The sequence below is a fragment of the Clostridium sediminicola genome, from assembly GCF_050402865.1.
Classification (GTDB): Bacteria; Bacillota; Clostridia; order Clostridiales; family Clostridiaceae; genus Clostridium_AF; species Clostridium_AF sediminicola.
The window spans coordinates 17,186-37,026 of record NZ_BAABMF010000020.1; the positions used below are offsets into that span (position 1 = coordinate 17,186).

A 19,841-nucleotide genomic window follows, 5' to 3' on the forward strand; every position below is an offset into this window, starting at 1 on the left:
TAATGAGCTTTTGCTACACAAAAGGAATTTTTTATTTTTCATTTAATTAAAAGCTTTCGTTTACGAAAGGTATCATGAACTTGTTCGCGATTTATACTAAGCATGTTTTGGTTTATTTATATAATAAGTTAAATCTTATTTATAGGAAAGTATAAATTTTTGAATATACATTAAATTTCAACACATACTAATTTCAAAGGAGTGGATATTGTGATACTGTTGACCGTTATTTATAGTGATGAAAAATATGACATTACAGAAAAGTTGAACAAAATGCAAAGTTATTTTTCGAAACATGAAGTTTTGCTTGGGTTTTCGGAGAGTATAAATATGAATCATCACTTTATTGAAATATATAGTTTGAATCCTAATTTGACTTGTAGTGCAAAAAAAAATATTTGTAGATATATAGCTTCGTATATTTTTCAATTATATGTTGAAAACTTCTGTAAAGGAGATTTTTTTGGTATCATTGAAGATACTTATTTCTTTTTAAAAGGGGAAGAAATAAAAAAAGTAGAGATTAATTTCAAAAAAATTCTTACAAAAGATAAAGAGGTTTATAAGGATGAAGTATTAGGGTGTATAAATATAAAGAATGATGCCATAGAAAAAATTGTTCAATGCATGATGGAAAAGAATGAAATAAACATTGAAGGATATTACACCTTTAGAAAAAGAGATTTAAAAACAGATATGGAAGAAATTTTGAATAAAATAGTTGAACAGTTTATGATTCAAAAGGAATATGATGAATTTATTAAGCTTTTAAAATATTTTGTTAATATACAAGAAAGTAAGATTGAACTTATTGAAATTATTATAAATGATAAGGGTGATTATTCTATAAGAAATGCAAATGGAGAAAGCATTATAGAAGAGATGATTCAAGATATTAATGGTAGTAATTATGAGGGCAATGTTGGGATAGAAGATCTTATTATAAGTGGATTAATTACTTATTGTCCTGAAAAAATAAATATTTATGGAAAAGAGAATTGTAAGAATAATGAGATGGTAGAAACTATAAAAAATGTTTTTGAAGATAAGGTTTACTTTTGTGATACAAGAGAAATTGAAAAAGTCAAAAGTCCTTTACATGTGTAAGATGTGTAAAAAAAATAAAATAAGTAAATTAAATATTGACTAGTGACTGCGTTATGTGGTAATAATATAATATAAAAACAAATAAGTTTATACTGCGATGATAAGGAAGAGTAGATGATTTACTATTCACAGAGAGGCAAACCCATGGCTGAAAGGTTCGCTGAATAAGTATTATTGAAAACCACCTTTGAGCTATTTGCTGAAATTAAGTAAGCATATTCGCTAGCTGGCGTTATAGTATTGAGTGAGTAGTAAAATGATTTTTGATTTATTGCTAATTAGGGTGGAAACACGATAACTCGTCCCTTTGTGGACGAGTTTTTTATATTTTTTGAAAAGAAAAACATTACGAAAACTTGATTAACAGCTATATAATATAAAAATATGAGGAGTGAAAAAAATGGTGAAAATAACTTTGATAGACGGAAAAGTGATGGAAGTAGAAAAAGGTTCATCAATTAGTGAAATAGCCTTTCAAATAAGTCCATCTCTTAGAAAAAAAGCTATTGGAGCGAGAGTTAATGGTGAGAAGACAGAATTGATGACAAAAATTGAAGAAGACAGTAATTTAGAAATATTGACATTCGAAGATTCAGATGGGAAATGGATTTTGAGACATACAGGCGCGCATGTTTTAGCTCAAGCAGTAAAGCGATTGTATCCTGAAGTGAAATTAGCTATTGGACCGGCAATAGAAAATGGGTTTTATTATGATTTTGATGCTGATTTTTCATTCACACCTGAAGTTTTATTGAAGATTGAAAAAGAAATGAAAAAAATAGTTAAGCAAAACCTTAAATTGGAAAGATTTGAACTTCCTAGAAATGAAGCAATAGAACTAATGAGAGAAAATGGTGAGGATTATAAAGTAGAATTAATTCAAGATTTACCTGAAGGAGAAATTATTTCTTTTTATAAACAAGGTGATTTTACAGATCTTTGTGCAGGCCCGCATGTACCTTCAACAAAAGAGATAAAAGCATTTAAATTATTGTCTATTGCTGGAGCATACTGGAGAGGTAATGAGAACAATAAAATGCTTCAAAGAATCTATGGAACAGCATTTACTAAAAAAGAAGAATTAGAAGAATACCTTCATTTGTTAGAAGAAGCTAAAAAAAGAGATCATAGAAAACTTGGAAGAGAACTTGGATTATTTGATATCAAAGAACAGGGACCAGGATTCCCATTCTTTTTTCCTAAAGGAATGATATTAAGAAATATTCTTGAGGATCACTGGAGAACTGAGCACCAAAAAGCAGGGTATGGAGAAATTAAGACTCCAATAATATTAAATGAGCAGTTATGGCACCAATCAGGACATTGGGATCATTATAAAGAAAATATGTATTTCACTAAAATTGATGAAGAAGATTATGCAATTAAACCAATGAACTGTCCTGGAGCTATTTTAGCATATAAAACAGGATTACATTCTTATAGAGAGTTGCCTATAAAATTAGGGGAACTTGGTCTTGTTCATAGACATGAGTATTCTGGAGCTTTACATGGTCTAATGAGAGTAAGATGTTTTACACAAGATGATGCTCATATATTTATGACAAAAGAACAAATTAAAGATGAAATACTTAATGTAATAAAAATGATAGATAATTTTTATAGTTTGTTTGGATTTGAATACTTTGTAGAACTTTCAACTAAGCCAGAAGATTCTATGGGTAGTGAAGAGGATTGGGAAGCAGCTACTAATGGATTAATCGATGCGTTAAAAGCAGCGAATCTTGATTATCATGTCAATGAAGGAGATGGAGCATTCTATGGTCCAAAGATAGATTTCCATTTGAAAGATTGTTTGGGAAGAACTTGGCAATGTGGAACAATTCAATTAGATTTCCAAATGCCAGAAAGATTTGACTTGACTTATGTAGGTGCTGATGGAGAGAAGCATAGACCAGTTATGGCACACAGGGTTATTTTTGGAAGTATAGAAAGATTTATCGGGATTTTGACAGAACATTTTGCTGGAGCCTTCCCTGCTTGGATTGCACCTGTTCAGGTGAAAATTATGAATATAACTGATAAGCAAAGAGAATATGCTGAAAAAATATATAGTACTTTAAAAGAAAATGGAATAAGAGCAGAATTAGATATAAGAAATGAAAAAATAGGATATAAAATAAGAGAAGCTCAATTAAATAAAATTCCGTATATGTTAATACTAGGTGATAAAGAAATGAATAGTGATGCTGTAGCTGTTAGAAGTAGAAAAGATGGCGATCTTGGTGCTATGGATACAAACGCGTTTATTAATAAAGTTCTAGAAGAAGTTAAATTAAAAAAATAATTTATAATAATATATTGACAAAATACAAATTAAGAGGTAAACTATAGTGGTGTCAAGTAGAAACTAAGCTGTTTCTCACCTTACAGCACAGCTAGTAAGGTTACATGAATGGAATTACTATACCCATGTTATGTAAGGAGCGGCTTGAGTCGTTCCTTTTTTATTTTATAAAAATTGTAATCTCAATAAATTTATGTTATTGTTTTGATATCATTCGGAGGTGAACAAATATCAAAAAAGAGACTCTATTAAATGAGGAAATTAGATTTAAAGAAGTAAGAGTTGTTGGTAGTGAAGGTGAACAATTAGGTATAATGTCATCTAGAGAAGCTCTTAGAATTGCTGAAGACAAAGATTTGGACTTGGTTTTAATCGCAGAAAACGGAAAGCCACCAGTTGTTAAAATTATGGATTATGGCAAATACTTGTATGAAAAGACTAAAAAGATTAAAGAAGCCAAAAAAAATCAAAAAGTTGTTAATTTGAAAGAAATTAGAATGAGTCCCGTTACTGAAGAGCATGACATTATGATAAAAGCTAACAGAGCAAGAAAGTTTTTGACTGCAGAAGATAAAGTAAAAGTTACTGTTAGGTTCAGAGGAAGGCAAAATGACTACAAGTATAAAGGTAAAGAGATTTTGGAGAACTTCTTATCTAAAGTTGAAGATTTGTGCGTAGTTGAGAAAAGACCAACCGTTGAAGGAAGAAATATGATAATGATTATTGCTCCTAAGAGAGCATAATTTGGAAGGAGGAAACACACATGCCAAAAATGAAAACTCATAGAGGCGCAGCAAAAAGATTTAAGAAAACAGGTACTGGTAAATTAAAAAGAGCTAAAGCTTATAAAAGCCATATCTTAACAAAGAAAAGTTCTAAAAGAAAAAGAAATTTAAGACAAACAACTACAGTATGTGCTTCTGAAGAAAAAGTAATGAAGAAGTTATTACCATACTTATAAGAGATAGATAAAGAAGGAGGTTTACTAAATGGCTAGAATAAAAGGAGCTGTAAATGCTCGTAAAAAACATAAAAAAGTCTTAAAGCTTGCTAAAGGTTATTATGGAAGAAGAAGTAAAACTTTCAAAACTGCTAATGAAACAGTTATAAGAGCAATGAGAAATGCTTTTATCGGTAGAAAGCTTAAGAAGAGAGACTTTAGAAGATTATGGATTGTTAGAATAAATGCGGCAGCTAGAATGAATGGTATGTCATATTCTAAATTTATGAACGGTTTAAAATTAGCTGGTGTTGATATGAACAGAAAAATGCTTTCTGAAATAGCTATCAATGATCCAAAAGCGTTTACAAACTTAGTAGAAGTAGCAAAATCACAATTAAATGCTTAATTACAATTATAACTAATTATGATAAATGCAGCTTTTGGCTGCATTTTGTTTTTTTGACAAAATTTATTTTAATGTTATAATGATTATCATATATGTAGATTTTACCGCGAAATTTAATTTATACATGTACCAAAATCTCGGGCACTAACGAGTTATGGTACATGTATAAATTAATTATTGAGCTGAGATATCTATAAAATCATAAAATTATAAATGAATGACTGAGGTGTTAAAAGTGAGGATAAAATTTAAAAAAAGACTTGTTCCTGCTCAAATTCTCGCAATTGGTTTTGCGACGGTTATTCTAATAGGTACAATACTATTAAGTTTGCCTGTATCGTCAGCTAGTGGGAAAGCTACGCCATTGGTGGATGCAATATTCACCTCAACATCTGCAGTATGTGTTACTGGTTTAGTTACTTTAAATACCGCTGAATATTGGAGTTATTTTGGTAAAACGGTAATAATAATTCTTATACAAATTGGTGGTTTGGGATTCATGTCCTTTGCAACCTTATTTGCATTGCTATTAGGTAAAAAGATTACTCTAAAAGAAAGACTAATTATGCAAGAGGCGATGAATTCTTTTTCATTACAAGGTTTAGTAAAATTAGCTAAATATATATTAATTTTCACTTTTTCAGTAGAGGGTGTAGGTGCACTCTTTTTGTCAACTAAATTTATTCCAAATTATGGAGTTATCAAAGGGATATACTTCAGCATATTTCATTCAATATCTGCATTTTGTAATGCGGGATTCGATCTTACTGGAAACAGTTTAATCCCTTATTCACAAAGTGTTGTTGTTATGTTAGTGATTTCAGGATTGATAATTATTGGTGGTTTGGGATTCACAGTATGGGCTGAAATATATAGTCTAAAAGATATTAAAAGGATGTCATTACATTCAAAATTAGTTATAAGTATGACTTTAATACTTGTTTTTGGTGGATGGCTACTAATGTATATATTTGAAATGAATAATCCTGCAACTATTGCAAATATGCCATTGAAGGGTAAAGTATTGTCTAGTTTTTTTGCAGCTGTTACACCTAGAACTGCTGGTTTTAATTCCATTTCATTAGCTGACATGTCTATGGCAGGGAAATTTTTAACTATGATTTTAATGTTTATTGGTGGTTCACCAGGGTCAACAGCAGGTGGTGTCAAAACAGCAACGATTGGTGTATTACTAATTACAGTTATAAATATTATAAGAAATAAAGAGGAAACAGTTATTTTTGAAAGAAGAATAAGTAAAGATTTAATTTATAAGGCATTTGCTGTTGTGTCAATAGGAGTAGGTGTTGTTATGCTTACTACATTGGCATTATGCATAACAGAAACAGGTGCTTCTTTTGAATACATAGCTTTTGAAGCCTTTTCGGCTTTTGGAACAGTTGGTTTAAGTTTAGGGCTTACTTCAAAACTAAGCTTTGTTGGAAAGTTAATTGTAGCAATTACAATGTATATGGGAAGAGTAGGTCCATTAACTTTAATTTTTGCTATATCTAATAAAAAGAAAGGTAGTGCCGTTAGATATCCAGAAGGTAAAATATTAGTAGGTTAGAGGTGATATTATGAAAAAGAAGCAATTTGTAGTTATTGGACTTGGGCGATTTGGTTATTCAATTGCTAAGGAATTGTATTTATTAGGCAATGATGTTCTTGCAATCGATGCTGATGAGGATATGATTCAAAGCATCTCAGATCATGTTACTCATGCAGTTCAAGCTGATGCAACTGATGAAAATAGTCTTAGAACATTAGGAATAAGCAATTTTGATGTGGCAATAATAACAATAGGTTCAAATGTTCAAGCAAGCATTATGGCAGCACTTTTAGTTAAGGATTTAGGGGTTAAGTACATATTAACTAAAGCACATAACGAACTTCATGCAAAAGTTCTAATTAAATTAGGCGTTGATAAAGTTATATTCCCTGAGAGAGATATGGGAGTTAGAGTTGCACATAATCTAGTATCATCAAATATTTTGGACTATATTGAACTTTCATCTGATTATAGTATTGCTGAAATTGCAAGTCCAGAATCATGGTTTGGAAAAACACTAAAAGAACTTAATATGAGATCCAATTTTGGTATAAATGTTATGGCTTTAAAAAGAAATAATGAAGTGAATGTATCACCATCAGCAAATGATGTTATACAAAAAGGTGACGTTATAGTAGCTATGGGTGGTTCTGAAGAAATAAATAAAATAGAAGAAATTATCAAGTGATGGAGGATAATTTGAAAGCAATAAATAGTAAAGACAATTCGATAATAAAAGAAATAAAGAAATTAAATATAAAGAAATATAGAACGGAAAATAAAAGATTTTTAATAGAGGGAATTAGATTTGTAGAAGAGGCTTTGAAATCTGAATTTAATATACCATACATTTTTGTGTGTGAAAGTTTAATTGGAAAAATTGAGGGAAATATAAATCTAAAGAAGTCTAATACTGAAGTGTATTTATTAAATGAGAAGCTGATGAAGTATATTTGCAATACTCAGACACCACAAGGAATTGCAGCGGTAATAGATATGAAAGAGGATTTGGATTTAGATACATCAGAAGGTGTTTATATTTTAGTTGATAGAATTCAAGATCCAGGAAATATGGGAACTATCATAAGAACTGCACATGCAATTGGAGCGAAAGGCATTATAGTAACTAAAGGTACAGTTGATGTATACAATGATAAAACTTTAAGGTCTACTATGGGGTCAATTTTTAAAGTTCCGATTATTTGTGATGATAATGGCGTTGTAGTGAATAATCTGAGAAGTGAAGGATACGAATTGATAGTAAGCACATTAAATGCTACTGAGTCGTTTTATGATGTGGATTTAACTGGAAAGATTTTGCTGACTATTGGAAATGAAGGTAATGGTATCTGTAAAAAAATTATTGATTCAGCTGATAAAAGTGTTAAAATACCTATGGTAGGAGATGCCGAATCTCTTAATGTAGCAGTAGCTGCTGCTGTGATGATGTACGAAGCATTGCGACAGAAGTTAAAAAAGATGTAATTATTTTTTAAAATTAATTGAAAAATAATATTATTCTAGTTATAATAGTAGTTAAGTTTCAGCATAAGTTTACTAAAATTAAATATCTTAAACTATGATAGAGAGAGTAAATATTAGAATTTTTCACAGGGAAAAAAAGTTTAAACTGAGAGCTTTTTAAAATGAGTAATATTGAAGTTCACTCTGGAGTTCTAGTTGTGAAATTAAAGATGAATTTTTATACATTAGCAACTAGCGGGTATCCCGATATTTTTTTGAGAGAACTAATTTTTAGTTAAATTGGGTGGTAACGCGATAACTTCGTCCCTTTGTGGGGGAAGTTTTTTTGTATTTTAAATTATTTAGAAAGGAGTCACGGTATGCAAAACAAATTAGAACAAATAAAGATTAATGCGCTTGAAGCATTAGGCAATGCAAAGAATAAAATTGATTTAGAAGAAGTCCGAATAAAATATTTAGGTAAAAAAGGCGAGTTAACTTCAATCTTAAGAGGTATGGGGAAATTATCAAAAGAGGAAAGACCTATTGTTGGTAAATTAGCTAATGAAGTTAGACAAAGTTTAGAGGCGTTAATTAGTGAAGCTAGTAATTCTATTAATGAAAAAGAAAAGAATATAAAGTTAAAAGAAGAGGTAATTGATATTTCAATGCCAGGTAAAACAAAGGTGATTGGGCATAAAAATCCTCTACAATTGACATTAGATAGTATAAATGAAATTTTCTTGTCAATGGGATTTGCAATTGAAGAAGGGCCAGAAGTAGAACTTGATTATTATAATTTTGAAGCTTTGAATATTCCTAAAAACCATCCTGCTAGAGGCGAACAAGATACTTTTTATATTAATGATGATGTTGTATTAAGAACGCAAACATCTCCAGTTCAAATAAGGACAATGGAAAATCAAAAGCCTCCAATTAAAATGATATCACCTGGAAAGGTTTATCGCTCAGATGCAGTAGATGCAACTCACTCCCCTATTTTTTATCAAATTGAGGGATTGGTTATTGATAAAGGTATTACATTTGCTGATTTAAAAGGAACATTAGAATTGTTTACAAAAAAAATGTTTGGAAGTGATATGAAAACTAAATTTAGACCTCATCATTTCCCGTTCACTGAACCTTCTGCTGAAATGGATGCAACTTGTTTTGTTTGTGGTGGAAAAGGCTGTAATGTATGTAAAGGATCTGGTTGGATTGAATTATTAGGGTGTGGAATGGTTCATCCAGAAGTATTAAAAAATTGTGGCATCGATCCAGAAGTATATAGCGGTTTTGCTTTTGGTTTTGGGTTAGATAGAATGGTAATGCTAAATTATGCAATAGATGATATTAGGCTTTTATATGAAGCTGACATGAGATTTTTACAACAATTCTAGATAGGAGGATTAAAAATGAAAGTACCTGTTAAATGGCTAAAAGATTATGTGAATATAGATGTAACCCCTGAAGAACTTTCTGATGCACTTACTTTATCTGGTTCAAAGGCGGAAGAGATAATAGTATCTGGAGCTGATATAAACAAAGTAGTTACTGGAAAACTAAAAAAAATTGAACAACATCCAGATGCAGAAAAGTTATCAGTTTGCTATGTAGATATTGCAAAAGAAGAATTATTGCAAATAGTAACTGGAGCAACAAATATGAAAGAAGAAGATGTTGTACCTGTAGCTTTGCATGGCTCAACTTTGGCAGATGGAACAAAAATCAAAAAAGGTAAACTTAGAGGAATAGTATCAAACGGAATGTTTTGTTCAAAAGAAGAACTAGGTATTGCTAATGATGAACCAGTACTAGGATTAATGATATTGCCTGAAGATACTCCGTTAGGTGTGGATATTAAAAAAGTAGTGGAAGTAGAAAGTGCTGTTATTGATTTTGAAATTACTTCTAATAGACCAGATTGTATGAGTATTATTGGTATGGCTAGAGAAACAGCAGCTACTTATGGAACTGTTTACCAGTTACCATCTCTAAATTATACTGAAAAAATTAAAGAAGATATCAATGATATTTTAAAAGTTCAAATAAAAGATAAATTATGTAGAAGATATATGGCAAAAAGACTGAAAAATGTAAAGATAGAGCCATCTCCTAAATGGATGCAAGAGAGGCTTATTGAAGCTGATGTTAGACCAATAAATAATATTGTTGACATCACAAACTTTGTAATGCTTGAACTTGGGCAGCCAATGCATGCTTTTGATAGAAGACAAATTACGTCTAATATAATTAATATTGAGAGAGCTGTAGATGGAGAAAAATTTACAACTCTAGACGGAGAAGAAAGAACTTTAGATTCAACTATATTAAATATTAAAGATGGAGATAGAACTATTGCTTTAGCTGGAATAATGGGCGGTTTGAATTCTGAAGTAAAAGATGATACTACTGAAATTATTTTCGAACTTGCTAATTTTGATGGAACAAATATAAGACTTTCTTCGAAAAAAATAGGACTTAGAACAGACGCTTCTTCAAAATTTGAAAAAGACATTGATCCTAATTTGGCTGAAATTGCTCTTAATAGAGCTTGTAACCTAGTAGAAGAATTAGGTGCAGGTGAAATTACAGAAGGAGTTATTGATGTTTATCCTGAATTTATTGAACCACATATAGTTACTGTAAATGCACAATGGGTAAATGATTTTATAGGAATAAATATTTCAAAAGACGAAATGAAAGAGTATCTTAATAGATTAGATTTAATAACAAGAATTGAAGGTGAGAATCTAATAGTTAATGTACCTACATTTAGATGTGATATTAATATCAGAGAAGATGTAGCTGAAGAAATTGCAAGAATATACGGATATAATAAAATACCATCAACAATACCAAGTTTGGAAGCTCTAAAAGCTGGAAAGAGTAAAAAACAAAAGTTAGAAGATATTTTAATAGATGTTTTGATAGGAAGTGGAGTAAATCAATCAATTGCTTACTCTTTTGTTAGTCCAAAAGTTTTTGATAAAGTTTTGATTGCACAAGATAGTAAGTTAAGAAATGCTGTAAAGATTAGAAATCCATTAGGAGAAGATTATAGCATTATGAGAACTACTAGTATTCCTTCAATGATGGAATCTTTAGGAAGAAACTATTCTAGAAATAATGAACAAGCGAGTTTATTTGAAATTGGTAAGGTTTATCTTCCTTATGAAGATGAGAATGAAAAACTTCCTGAAGAGAGAAATGTATTGACATTAGGATTGTATGGTGGAGTTGACTATTACGATTTAAAAGGAATTATTGAAAATGTAATTTCTAAACTTGGTGTTAAAAAAGTTCAGTTTGAAAGAGAAAGTAACAATGGAAGCTATCACCCTGGAAAAACGGCGGCGATTTATGTAGGGAAAAAATATTTGGGTGTAGTTGGTGAAGTTCATCCTGATGTATCAGAAAATTACGGTATAGATGAAAATTGTTATATAGCTGAGTTAAATATAGATGTATTATTTAATAACGCTAATATGGAAAGAAAATATAGCGCTTTACCTAAATTTCCTGCTGTTACAAGGGATTTGGCTATTTTAATTGATAAAGAAGTTCTTGTTAAGCAAATTGAAGAAGTTATGTGGAAGCAAGGCGGTAGAATACTAGAAAGTATAAAACTATTCGATGTATACGAAGGTAAACAAATACCAGAAGGTAAAAAGAGTATTGCGTATTCATTAAAATATAGAGTGCCAGATAAAACGTTGACTGATAAAGATGTAAATAAAATACAAAACAAGATAATACGAACTCTAGAATATAATTTAGGTGCAGAACTTAGATAAACATATTTTATCTAGCATCAATATATGTTAAAATATAGATAAGTAATCTGTAAGACATTATTTTAAATATAATTAAATATAACTTTGTATAAATTGGTTTATTTTGAAATATGGGGTTGTTTTATGCTTTTATACTTATCTAAGAGGGTGTTAGAATGAATGTTGTAACAGTTAAAATAAATGGGATTGAATATAATTTAAAAGGTGAAGAAAAATCAGAGTATTTACATACTGTTGCTAGTTTTGTTGATAAAAAAATAAGGGAAATCATGGGATTCAACAATATGCTTAGTACTACTGAAGCAGCAGTGCTCACCGCTGTAAATGTTACTGATGAAATGTTTAAAGTTGAAAAAAGCAACGATTTACTGAAAAATGAAATTAGTGATTCAAGAACCTCTTATAAAGAACTTGAAAAAAAATTTGAAGACTTAAAAAAATATAATCAAAGCCTAGAAAATTATAATGCTGAACTTCAACTTAAATTAGATAGTAATGCTGCAAGTCAGCTTATTAAACAAGGGGAAGAAGAGAATAAACAACTTACTGAGCAAATTAATATGATTAAGAGAGACATGAATGATACTATTAATGAAAAAGATAAACTGAAAGATGAAAATAAAGATTTAAAATTTCAACTTCAATCATCTAAATATAAAATCATGGATTTACAAAATAAGTTGATTGAACATCAAATTGATCTTGCAAAATTAAAGAGAAAAGAAAATCCCTTAATTAATTTCAACGAGGCAAAATAAACAAAAGACTAAAGGCAATTATCTGCCTTTAGTCTTTTGTAATTTTGTTTGGTTCTTCAGAAATATTTGATGTATTAAAATCAGTATTTTCAATAGAATTAATATGATTTGTATTTAAAATCTGTTTATTCTTTTCATTAACTATGTTTTGTAGTTCTAGGATTTTTTTATCTTTTCTAATTATATTATCTTGTAAAGAAATAAGTTTACTGTTTAATTGCTCTTTTAATTCATCAAATTTTGTATATTGATTTCTAATGTAAAGAAATTTTTTTTCGTAACTTTCTATTTTTGATTTTAGACTTAATAATTCTGCATCTTTAGCATCTATTTCTGTATTTTTATTTGAAATAACTTCTGTTTTTGTTGATATTATCTTGTCTTTTTCATCAATAGCCATTTCTAAATTCATTATTCTTTTTTTATATTTTTCAGCTTCTATTTTAATCTCCTCTTTTCTATTGGGAATATTTCCTTTATTTTCACTTCTTGTATTTGGTTTTGCAGTTGTTGATAAAATATTAATCAAATCTTTTTCAACAGTAGAGTAGGTATTATTTTCATTTGATAAAGAATATGATGAATTGTATGACGTTACTAAAGGTAATACTTCCGAAATAAGTGGCAACTCAAGGGGGTTGTCTAAATAATAGTAAAGCTTATTGGAAACTAAATATTTTTTTTCATTTACTACATTAGTTAAGTAAGTACACAGAGATAACTCATCTTGGAAATCTAACTGAATTATTTCATTTGGCTGATTTTTTGTGTTTAAATTGTTATATTTATATTTCTTATAATATACATTGTTATTTTCTGACCAAGTAAAATAAATGAATTCGTTTAAAATAAAGGTTTCAAGGTTATTGATGCCATCTTTTTTATAAATAAGTTTGTTGGCAAATTTTTTTTTAGCGAGATAAGTGATAAATACTTTTTTTACTGAATTCTCGTTTTTAAGATAAGTGAAGAAAATGTTTTTTGCGTTTGATATTACAGAATAATTTGTAAAAGGTAAATTAGATTCAGCTAACAGTTTAAATGATGACCATTGCATATCTTTCTTATAATATTTGTAGCCTAGTTTGTAGAGTGAGTCATAAATTTGGTAAAAAACAACTAAAAGATTATTATTAGTAAATATTTCGATAGAATTCCCAATGATTTTATCAGCAATAGTAGAATATTTAGGATTAAAAAATGCTATATCACTATCAAATTCCTGAAAAAGTAGACTATTTGAGTTATTTTTTTTGTTTAGTACATTATATAGTAAGAATATATCGTCTTTGTAATAAAATGATTTTAAGTTCGAAGTTTTTAAATTGGAAAATTCTTTTTTTGCTATTTGAACATTTTCTAAAGGGTTTCTCCAATCATCAACAAAACAAACATCTCCTGAGTTATTTAAGAAAAACAATTTTATTTCGTCATTTGGTGTTAATACTATAGAAAAGTTATCTTTGCAATTTTCTGCAATAGGAAATTCTTTTCTGGGGTATTGTGATAGAGTTTTGCAGTATATTGTGTTTTTATTATAGTAATATAAATTACTGGTAAAGTGTGAATTTTTTACTATAAAACAATTATTGGTATTTAGAAACATTTCTTCTCCTCAAAAATTTCTCTTCATAAATAAATATATCTTAAATAATAAAAATATTACTTTAAAATTATAAATCACATATTTTAAATTTCTTCATAGTATATAAAGAGAATCTATTTCGAAACTTAATTTATACATGTACAAAAGCTTATGTATTAGTAAGTTTTGGATTTGAATAAATTTATAGTTGAAGTAGTATATTTTTATATTTCTAAATGAAATTAAAGAACAATGCTTAAAATTAAAGGAGGCTTCGTAAATGGATAAGTTGATAAAAACTATGAATAAAATGAGTCTCATAGGACAAAAGGATATAGATAGAGCTATAAACTATATTGCCTCAGATAGTCAACGCGATTGTACTATACCGTTTTGTTGTCAAATTAATGTACCAGAAGGATTTGTTTTAGAACAAGATAATCTTAGAATTTCGTACAATTACAATTGTTTAAAGATTTTACCAGAAACTCAAAGAGGAACTTGTATTATTGATGGAGAACGAGGAAGATATGAAAGTGATGCAACTTTATTTAAATTAAGAGTATTTGGGAATATTAGATATACAGTAGCTTTAACAGGTGTTTCTGCAGAATGTAATAAAAAATTTATAGTTGCAACTAATTCGGATAATGTTACTACTTATGAGCATTCAGAGGATGCTAATGTGAATGTTTTGAGTACAGATGGATGTATTTTTGTAGAAAAAGTAGTCTATGAAGATTGTATAGAACCATCAGAAGTTGGAGAGATTAATGACGATACTATTTTAGTTAAGAATGTAAAAGTTATTCAGGAGATGTATGGTAATACTGGTAAGCGAATTTTAAATATTATAGGTGATTTTGTTTTAGATAACCCAGTTTGGAATACTTGAAGATAGAACAAGGCCTCATATACTTAGATAAAAAAATAAGTTAATTCCTCCTTTGGGAGGAATTTTATTATTGTAAAAAGACATATAAATGAAATATAAGTGTTAATTGTAAAAGGAATTTATTTAACTTTTATAAAATTGACGAAAAATTTAATGGAGGAAAATATGACAATTGAACCAAATGTTGTAGTATTTATTCCGGTATTAGTAACAGTAGTGGAAATTTTTAAGAAAGCAGGATTACCTAAAAAATTTTCACCTTTAGTCTCTCTTTTTTTTGGAGTAATAATTGGAATACTATTAGAAAATTCTGGAGATATAAAAAAAGGTATACTAAATGGTATTATAATTGGAACTAGTTCATCAGGTTTATATTCCAGTGGGAAAGAAATCTACAAGTTAAATAAAAAATAGCCTTTTGTATATGAAATTGCCATTAATATAGTAAGGAGTAAAACATAAGAATATTGGTTAGAATATAATTTGGAGGTGTAAATTATGCTGACCAATGCAATGGTAACTATAGTAAAAGGTAGTACTATTGAATTTTTAAACATACCAGAAAAAGAATATTTATCAAAATATAAAAGTATTAGCAATGAGTGTGCTCAAAAATGTATTCAAGATTATTTTGATGGAAAAAATATAGATATTAATTCTAAAGTAATAGATGTAAAATTAGAACCAGAAATTCATAATGTTAAAATAACATTAGATAGAAAAAAAGGAGAGTAAAATGGAAAAGCCAATAATTTTTATTACTTTTTCCTTTTTGAGTGGTATTATAACAGCCTTAATTTTGAATATTAATATCTTCTATGGTGCAGCAGTTGCTGCATCTTTTGCTTTTATAATGCTTTGGTTAAAGTGGAATGAAGCGGTGTTAAATTTTATTTTTTTCTTTTTAGGGATTGTGAGCTTTTTGCTATATTTTAAAATAACAATACCAAGTACATTAACTACTAGAATAGTTTTTAAAAGTGATAATTTTTGTGTTGCAAAATATAAAAATAGAAAGATATTCTTAGGCGGAGATTTAAAAGAAGTATCACTTGGTGAAAAAATATGTGTAAAGGGAGAAGTAATATATAATAAAGATCTTTATAAAGGTGTTGTAGGTTCAATTTATGTAAAAGAATATTTTACTGAACATTCAGATATAATTAGTAAATTATACAGTATAAAAGAGAATATTTATTATGAATACAGTTTAGTTTTAGGAGAAGAATACTCTGCGGATATAATGGCTACTTGTTTTGGTGATACTCAATATTTGGATTATAATAAAAGAAAAGAAATGAATAGATTAGGCATAAGTCATATTATGGCAGTTTCTGGGTTTCATGTTGCCATTATTTACGGTATTTTAGAGTTTTTTTTAGGGATATGGGGATTAATTATTCTTTTTATTTATATAGTTATTACTGGTATGAAAGCATCTAGTTTAAGGGCTTTTATTATGTTACTATTAATGAAAGTTTCAAAAAAAATTTATAGGAATTATGATAACCAATCAGCGTTAGCATTCTCGGCTCTTGTGTTATTAATATTTAATCCATATTATATTACTGATATAGGTTTTTGTTTATCATTTTTAGCTACATCCGGAATAATTTTATATTATCCTAAGTTTAGAAGAGAGTTATACAAATTACCTTCAAAAATAAGAGACGGAATGAGTATAACATTAAGTGCTCAATTTTTTACAGTTCCTTATCTTATGATGAGTGGAATGGATATAAATATCAATTCTATTCCGGGAAATTTGGTGATAGTCCCTTTATACACATTAGTAATTGTTATAGGTAATATTGGAGTGCTTTTAGTAAAAATAAAACCAATATTTAAAATTATTTGTTATGGTATTTTAAATTTAATGACAGCTATAAAAGGAGCTAGTTTTCTGATGTTAAAAATATCACCCTCATTAAAAACTTATGATTATATAGAAGGAATCGTTGTAATTTTGATTTATATGTGTTATATATTTGTAAAGAGGGGGTATGATGAAGTTAAATTCTTTCCTCTTATTATAATGAGCTTTTTATTAATTTACAAACTAGGGATAATTTAATAGTTGTCAGTTGGCAGTGCTTAGTTGACAGTAAAGGATATCTTTCACTATGTGAAAGCTTTAAATTACATTCTCTTCCTTTTGCGTAGCAAAAGAACCTTATTTCTATTAGCATAGCTAACAAAGGTTCAATTTAAGGGATTTACTGCTAGAAAATCTTCCTATACAGTCAACAGTCAATAGTCAACTGTCAAATGATAACGGGGGGATATATTGATAGATTCAAATGCATTAGAAAAGGAATTAAAAGAAAGAAAACTTTATAATAAATATATATTTTGTGGAGATAATGAGAAAACAATAAAAGATACTATTAAAAAAATAAAAAAAATAGCTATAGGCGAAAATTTTGTTGAACTTAATTATTCACAATTTGATGGAGTTTCAGTAACTTTTGCAGATATTGTCAATGCTTGTGAAACGTTGCCTTTTATGAATGATAAAAAAGTAGTTGTTATTTATAGAGCTAACTTTCTCAAAGACCAATGCGATAAAAATGAGGAAAGTAAATATAAGGAATTGAAAAAATATTTACAGGATATACCTAAAGAATGTATATTAATTATGTATTACATATTTGAAAGTAATAGAGAAAAAGAAAGTTATAAACTGAAAAAAATAAATAAAACTGCTCACATAGTGAAATTTGAAAAGCTTAAAGGACGATCATTACAGAAAAAAGTGAAGGATTTATTTGATAAGAGAAAAACTAATATTTCTACAGCTGAATTAACTATGTTTTGTAATGCTGTAGATAATAACCTTGATGTTATAGAAAATGAAGTTGAAAAGCTATGCTGCTATACAATGGGGAGAGCGATAACAAGGGGAGATATTGAAAAGATTGTAAGTCATAAAAGTGAAAATGATATTTTTAATTTAGTGGATTATATATCGCAAAAGCGGCCAGAAATGGTTGTTGATATTTTAGATGAGCTAATTTTTAAAGGTGAAGCCATTACAGGAATTTTAAGGATGATAGAGAGGCAGTTTAAATTACTTCTAAACATTAAACTTGGGATAAAAGAAGGGAAGAGCAAAGATATTCTTTCCAGAGAGCTAAAACTTCATCCATATATTTGCGAGAAAATGATGGTTCAAAGCAAAAAATTTACATTACAGTCAATAATAAATAGTATCGAAATGTGTTTAGAAACAGAGAAAAGACTTAAATCAACAACTACTAATTCTAAAACGGAAATGGAACTTCTTTTGATAAATATTACATTAAAATAAAGAACCGGTGGAATCCACCGGTTTTTTATTTATTAAGCGCTTAATCCGTTTAATTTTGCAGCTAATCTAGACTTTGTTCTGTTAGCTTTGTTTTTATGTAAAATACCTTTAGATGCAGCCATATCTAAAGCTTTTACGCATGCTTTAAATTCTACTTCTGAAGCAGAAACGTCTTTTGACTCTAAAGCAACTTCAAACTTCTTCATTTGAGTTTTTAAAGCAGACTTTATCATCTTATTTCTTAAAGTTCTTCTGTCAATTACTTTAATCATTTTCTTTGCAGATTTTATGTTTGCCATTATTTCACCCCCTTATGATGTAGTAGGGTTAAGCAGCTTGTGGGATTTCTTATTTAATGCATAACTCAACAAATGATATTATAGCATTATTCTCATAGTACATCAAGTGAAAAGTTATGCTTTATGATTTTTTTTATTACTATGAATTTATTATGTACTATTTGGTAAAAATAAATACAGCTAATAATTACACAATTGAAATGAAATACTAGTTAATTGAAAAGTGGCAGTTTTTAGTTGACAGTAGTGGTGATTTTTCATTACATGAAAGCTTTTAATCATATGATTAAAATTTAATTTAAAGATTTTCTGAAAAAAATCAACATTTACTGTCAACTATACACTGTTACCTGTCAACTAAAATTCGGAGCTTGCTTCGTAGTTTAAACAAGGAGGATATTATGTCAATTAGAACAGACTTAGCTGTAGAAGCTAGAGAAATGTATCAAAAGCAGAATAAAGGTGAAATTCCTGGAGTAAATATTAAAGAATATAATGAAGGCGTTTGTAAAATTACTGATGTTCAGATTTTAGATGAACTAGGAGAAAAAAATCTAGGTAAACCAAAAGGTACATATATCACAATTGATATGCCTGAATTTGTGCACTATGATAAGGATACTATGACGTTAGTAAGTGAAGCGTTTGGGAAGGTTTTATCTAAAATAGTTAACTTAGAGAAAAGTATGACAGCTTTAGTTGTTGGATTGGGAAACTGGAACGTTACACCAGATGCTTTAGGCCCAAAAGTAATATCCCAAATAATGATTACAAGGCATTTGAAACAACTTATTCCAGATAAAATTGATGAAAACATTAGACCAGTATGTGGAATATCTCCGGGGGTATTAGGAATTACAGGAATAGAAACTGGAGAAATTATAAAATCTATAGTTGGAAAAATAAAACCTAACTTAATTATATGTGTGGATGCTTTAGCTTCAAGGAAAGCATCTAGAGTTAATAGAACAATACAAATAGGTACTACTGGAATTTCACCTGGATCAGGTGTTGGTAACAAGAGATTAGAAATTAGTGAACGAACGATTGGTATACCAGTATTGGCAATAGGTGTACCCACAGTAGTTGATGCAGCTACTTTAGCAAATGATACAATAGACTTAGCTATTGATCAGATGATGAATCAAGCCAATACAGGTAGTGAGTTTTACAATATGCTGAAATCAATAAATAAAGATGAAAAACAGAAATTAATTAATGAAATTTTAAACCCATATATAGGTGATTTAATGGTTACACCTAAAGATGTTGACTTAATCATTGATACTACTTCTACGGTAATTGCAAATGGCGTAAACATTGCACTTCAACCGGCAATGAATCTAGAAGAAATAAATAAATACTTAAATTAGTAATATTTGAAAAACATCCCTTCATATATATAAGTATAACTAAGGAG

19 protein-coding genes and 2 other annotated features are annotated in these 19,841 nt (G+C 28.7%); of the genes, 17 read left to right on the plus strand and 2 right to left on the minus strand.

All coding sequences use genetic code 11. The annotated features are described in order from the left end of the window. Nucleotides 1-210 precede the first annotated feature (210 nt). The 11 genes from ytxC to ACQ3F0_RS22145 all read left to right on the plus strand — a co-directional run bounded on the left by ytxC (nucleotide 211) and on the right by ACQ3F0_RS22145 (nucleotide 12,332). Nucleotides 211-1,107: a putative sporulation protein YtxC gene (ytxC, locus tag ACQ3F0_RS22095; RefSeq protein WP_428867892.1), complete on the plus strand. Its 897-nt coding sequence runs from the start codon at nucleotides 211-213 to the stop codon at nucleotides 1,105-1,107. 88 nt (nucleotides 1,108-1,195) lie between these two features. Next, nucleotides 1,196-1,417: a binding site (T-box leader), on the plus strand. A 90-nt stretch (nucleotides 1,418-1,507) separates the two neighbouring features. Further along, complete coding sequence (thrS, locus tag ACQ3F0_RS22100; protein WP_428867893.1) at nucleotides 1,508-3,412, plus strand: threonine--tRNA ligase; 1,905 nt, start codon at nucleotides 1,508-1,510, stop codon at nucleotides 3,410-3,412. Between the two features lie 230 nt (nucleotides 3,413-3,642). Beyond that, entirely contained in the window at nucleotides 3,643-4,155 is a 513-nt protein-coding gene (gene infC / locus ACQ3F0_RS22105) for a translation initiation factor IF-3 (protein ID WP_428867955.1), read from the plus strand. 20 nt (nucleotides 4,156-4,175) lie between these two features. Then, nucleotides 4,176-4,373 carry a 50S ribosomal protein L35 gene (gene rpmI / locus ACQ3F0_RS22110; RefSeq protein WP_428867894.1) on the plus strand — a complete coding sequence of 66 codons (198 nt, stop codon included), beginning with the start codon at nucleotides 4,176-4,178 and terminating at the stop codon, nucleotides 4,371-4,373. Nucleotides 4,374-4,401: 28 nt separating this feature from the next. After that, the gene (gene rplT, locus ACQ3F0_RS22115) at nucleotides 4,402-4,761 is read left to right on the plus strand and encodes a 50S ribosomal protein L20 (RefSeq protein ID WP_428867895.1); all 360 of its coding nucleotides are present in this window, start codon (nucleotides 4,402-4,404) and stop codon (nucleotides 4,759-4,761) included. A gap of 217 nt (nucleotides 4,762-4,978) precedes the next feature. Continuing rightward, the gene (locus ACQ3F0_RS22120) at nucleotides 4,979-6,331 is read left to right on the plus strand and encodes a TrkH family potassium uptake protein (protein ID WP_428867896.1); all 1,353 of its coding nucleotides are present in this window, start codon (nucleotides 4,979-4,981) and stop codon (nucleotides 6,329-6,331) included. 10 nt (nucleotides 6,332-6,341) lie between these two features. Continuing rightward, nucleotides 6,342-7,001 carry a potassium channel family protein gene (locus ACQ3F0_RS22125; protein WP_428867897.1) on the plus strand — a complete coding sequence of 220 codons (660 nt, stop codon included), beginning with the start codon at nucleotides 6,342-6,344 and terminating at the stop codon, nucleotides 6,999-7,001. Nucleotides 7,002-7,012: 11 nt separating this feature from the next. Then, nucleotides 7,013-7,798, plus strand: a complete 786-nt coding sequence (locus tag ACQ3F0_RS22130; protein WP_428867898.1) for a TrmH family RNA methyltransferase — start codon at nucleotides 7,013-7,015, stop codon at nucleotides 7,796-7,798. Nucleotides 7,799-7,883: 85 nt separating this feature from the next. Then, nucleotides 7,884-8,109 (plus strand) — a binding site (T-box leader). A gap of 48 nt (nucleotides 8,110-8,157) precedes the next feature. Next, nucleotides 8,158-9,177 carry a phenylalanine--tRNA ligase subunit alpha gene (pheS, locus tag ACQ3F0_RS22135; RefSeq protein WP_428867899.1) on the plus strand — a complete coding sequence of 340 codons (1,020 nt, stop codon included), beginning with the start codon at nucleotides 8,158-8,160 and terminating at the stop codon, nucleotides 9,175-9,177. Nucleotides 9,178-9,192: 15 nt separating this feature from the next. Beyond that, nucleotides 9,193-11,574 (plus strand): phenylalanine--tRNA ligase subunit beta, encoded by a 2,382-nt coding sequence (gene pheT / locus ACQ3F0_RS22140; RefSeq protein ID WP_428867900.1) that lies wholly within the window; start codon nucleotides 9,193-9,195, stop codon nucleotides 11,572-11,574. A 155-nt stretch (nucleotides 11,575-11,729) separates the two neighbouring features. Further along, nucleotides 11,730-12,332 (plus strand): cell division protein ZapA, encoded by a 603-nt coding sequence (locus ACQ3F0_RS22145; RefSeq protein ID WP_428867901.1) that lies wholly within the window; start codon nucleotides 11,730-11,732, stop codon nucleotides 12,330-12,332. 28 nt (nucleotides 12,333-12,360) lie between these two features. Here the strand turns inward: ACQ3F0_RS22145 and ACQ3F0_RS22150 are convergent, their stop codons facing one another. Continuing rightward, nucleotides 12,361-13,938, minus strand: coding sequence for a hypothetical protein (locus tag ACQ3F0_RS22150; RefSeq protein WP_428867902.1), 1,578 nt, complete (start codon nucleotides 13,936-13,938; stop codon nucleotides 12,361-12,363). Nucleotides 13,939-14,197: 259 nt separating this feature from the next. On the opposite strand from ACQ3F0_RS22150, the gene ACQ3F0_RS22155 reads away from it, so the two are divergent. From ACQ3F0_RS22155 to holA, 5 genes are all read left to right on the plus strand, one after another. Next, nucleotides 14,198-14,812 carry a hypothetical protein gene (locus tag ACQ3F0_RS22155; RefSeq protein ID WP_428867903.1) on the plus strand — a complete coding sequence of 205 codons (615 nt, stop codon included), beginning with the start codon at nucleotides 14,198-14,200 and terminating at the stop codon, nucleotides 14,810-14,812. Nucleotides 14,813-14,977: 165 nt separating this feature from the next. Continuing rightward, on the plus strand, nucleotides 14,978-15,226 hold the full coding sequence (locus tag ACQ3F0_RS22160; protein ID WP_428867904.1) for a holin: 249 nt from the start codon (nucleotides 14,978-14,980) through the stop codon (nucleotides 15,224-15,226). Between the two features lie 84 nt (nucleotides 15,227-15,310). Continuing rightward, the gene (locus tag ACQ3F0_RS22165; RefSeq protein ID WP_428867905.1) at nucleotides 15,311-15,547 is read left to right on the plus strand and encodes a hypothetical protein; all 237 of its coding nucleotides are present in this window, start codon (nucleotides 15,311-15,313) and stop codon (nucleotides 15,545-15,547) included. Between the two features lies 1 nt (nucleotide 15,548). Beyond that, the gene (locus tag ACQ3F0_RS22170; RefSeq protein WP_428867906.1) at nucleotides 15,549-16,886 is read left to right on the plus strand and encodes a ComEC/Rec2 family competence protein; all 1,338 of its coding nucleotides are present in this window, start codon (nucleotides 15,549-15,551) and stop codon (nucleotides 16,884-16,886) included. 213 nt (nucleotides 16,887-17,099) lie between these two features. Further along, nucleotides 17,100-18,122, plus strand: coding sequence for a DNA polymerase III subunit delta (gene holA, locus ACQ3F0_RS22175; protein ID WP_428867907.1), 1,023 nt, complete (start codon nucleotides 17,100-17,102; stop codon nucleotides 18,120-18,122). 32 nt (nucleotides 18,123-18,154) lie between these two features. Here the strand turns inward: holA and rpsT are convergent, their stop codons facing one another. Beyond that, on the minus strand, nucleotides 18,155-18,421 hold the full coding sequence (gene rpsT, locus ACQ3F0_RS22180; protein WP_428867908.1) for a 30S ribosomal protein S20: 267 nt from the start codon (nucleotides 18,419-18,421) through the stop codon (nucleotides 18,155-18,157). Nucleotides 18,422-18,819: 398 nt separating this feature from the next. Between rpsT and gpr the strand changes: the two genes are divergently transcribed. Then, nucleotides 18,820-19,794 (plus strand): GPR endopeptidase, encoded by a 975-nt coding sequence (gpr, locus tag ACQ3F0_RS22185; RefSeq protein WP_428867956.1) that lies wholly within the window; start codon nucleotides 18,820-18,822, stop codon nucleotides 19,792-19,794. Nucleotides 19,795-19,841 lie beyond the last annotated feature (47 nt).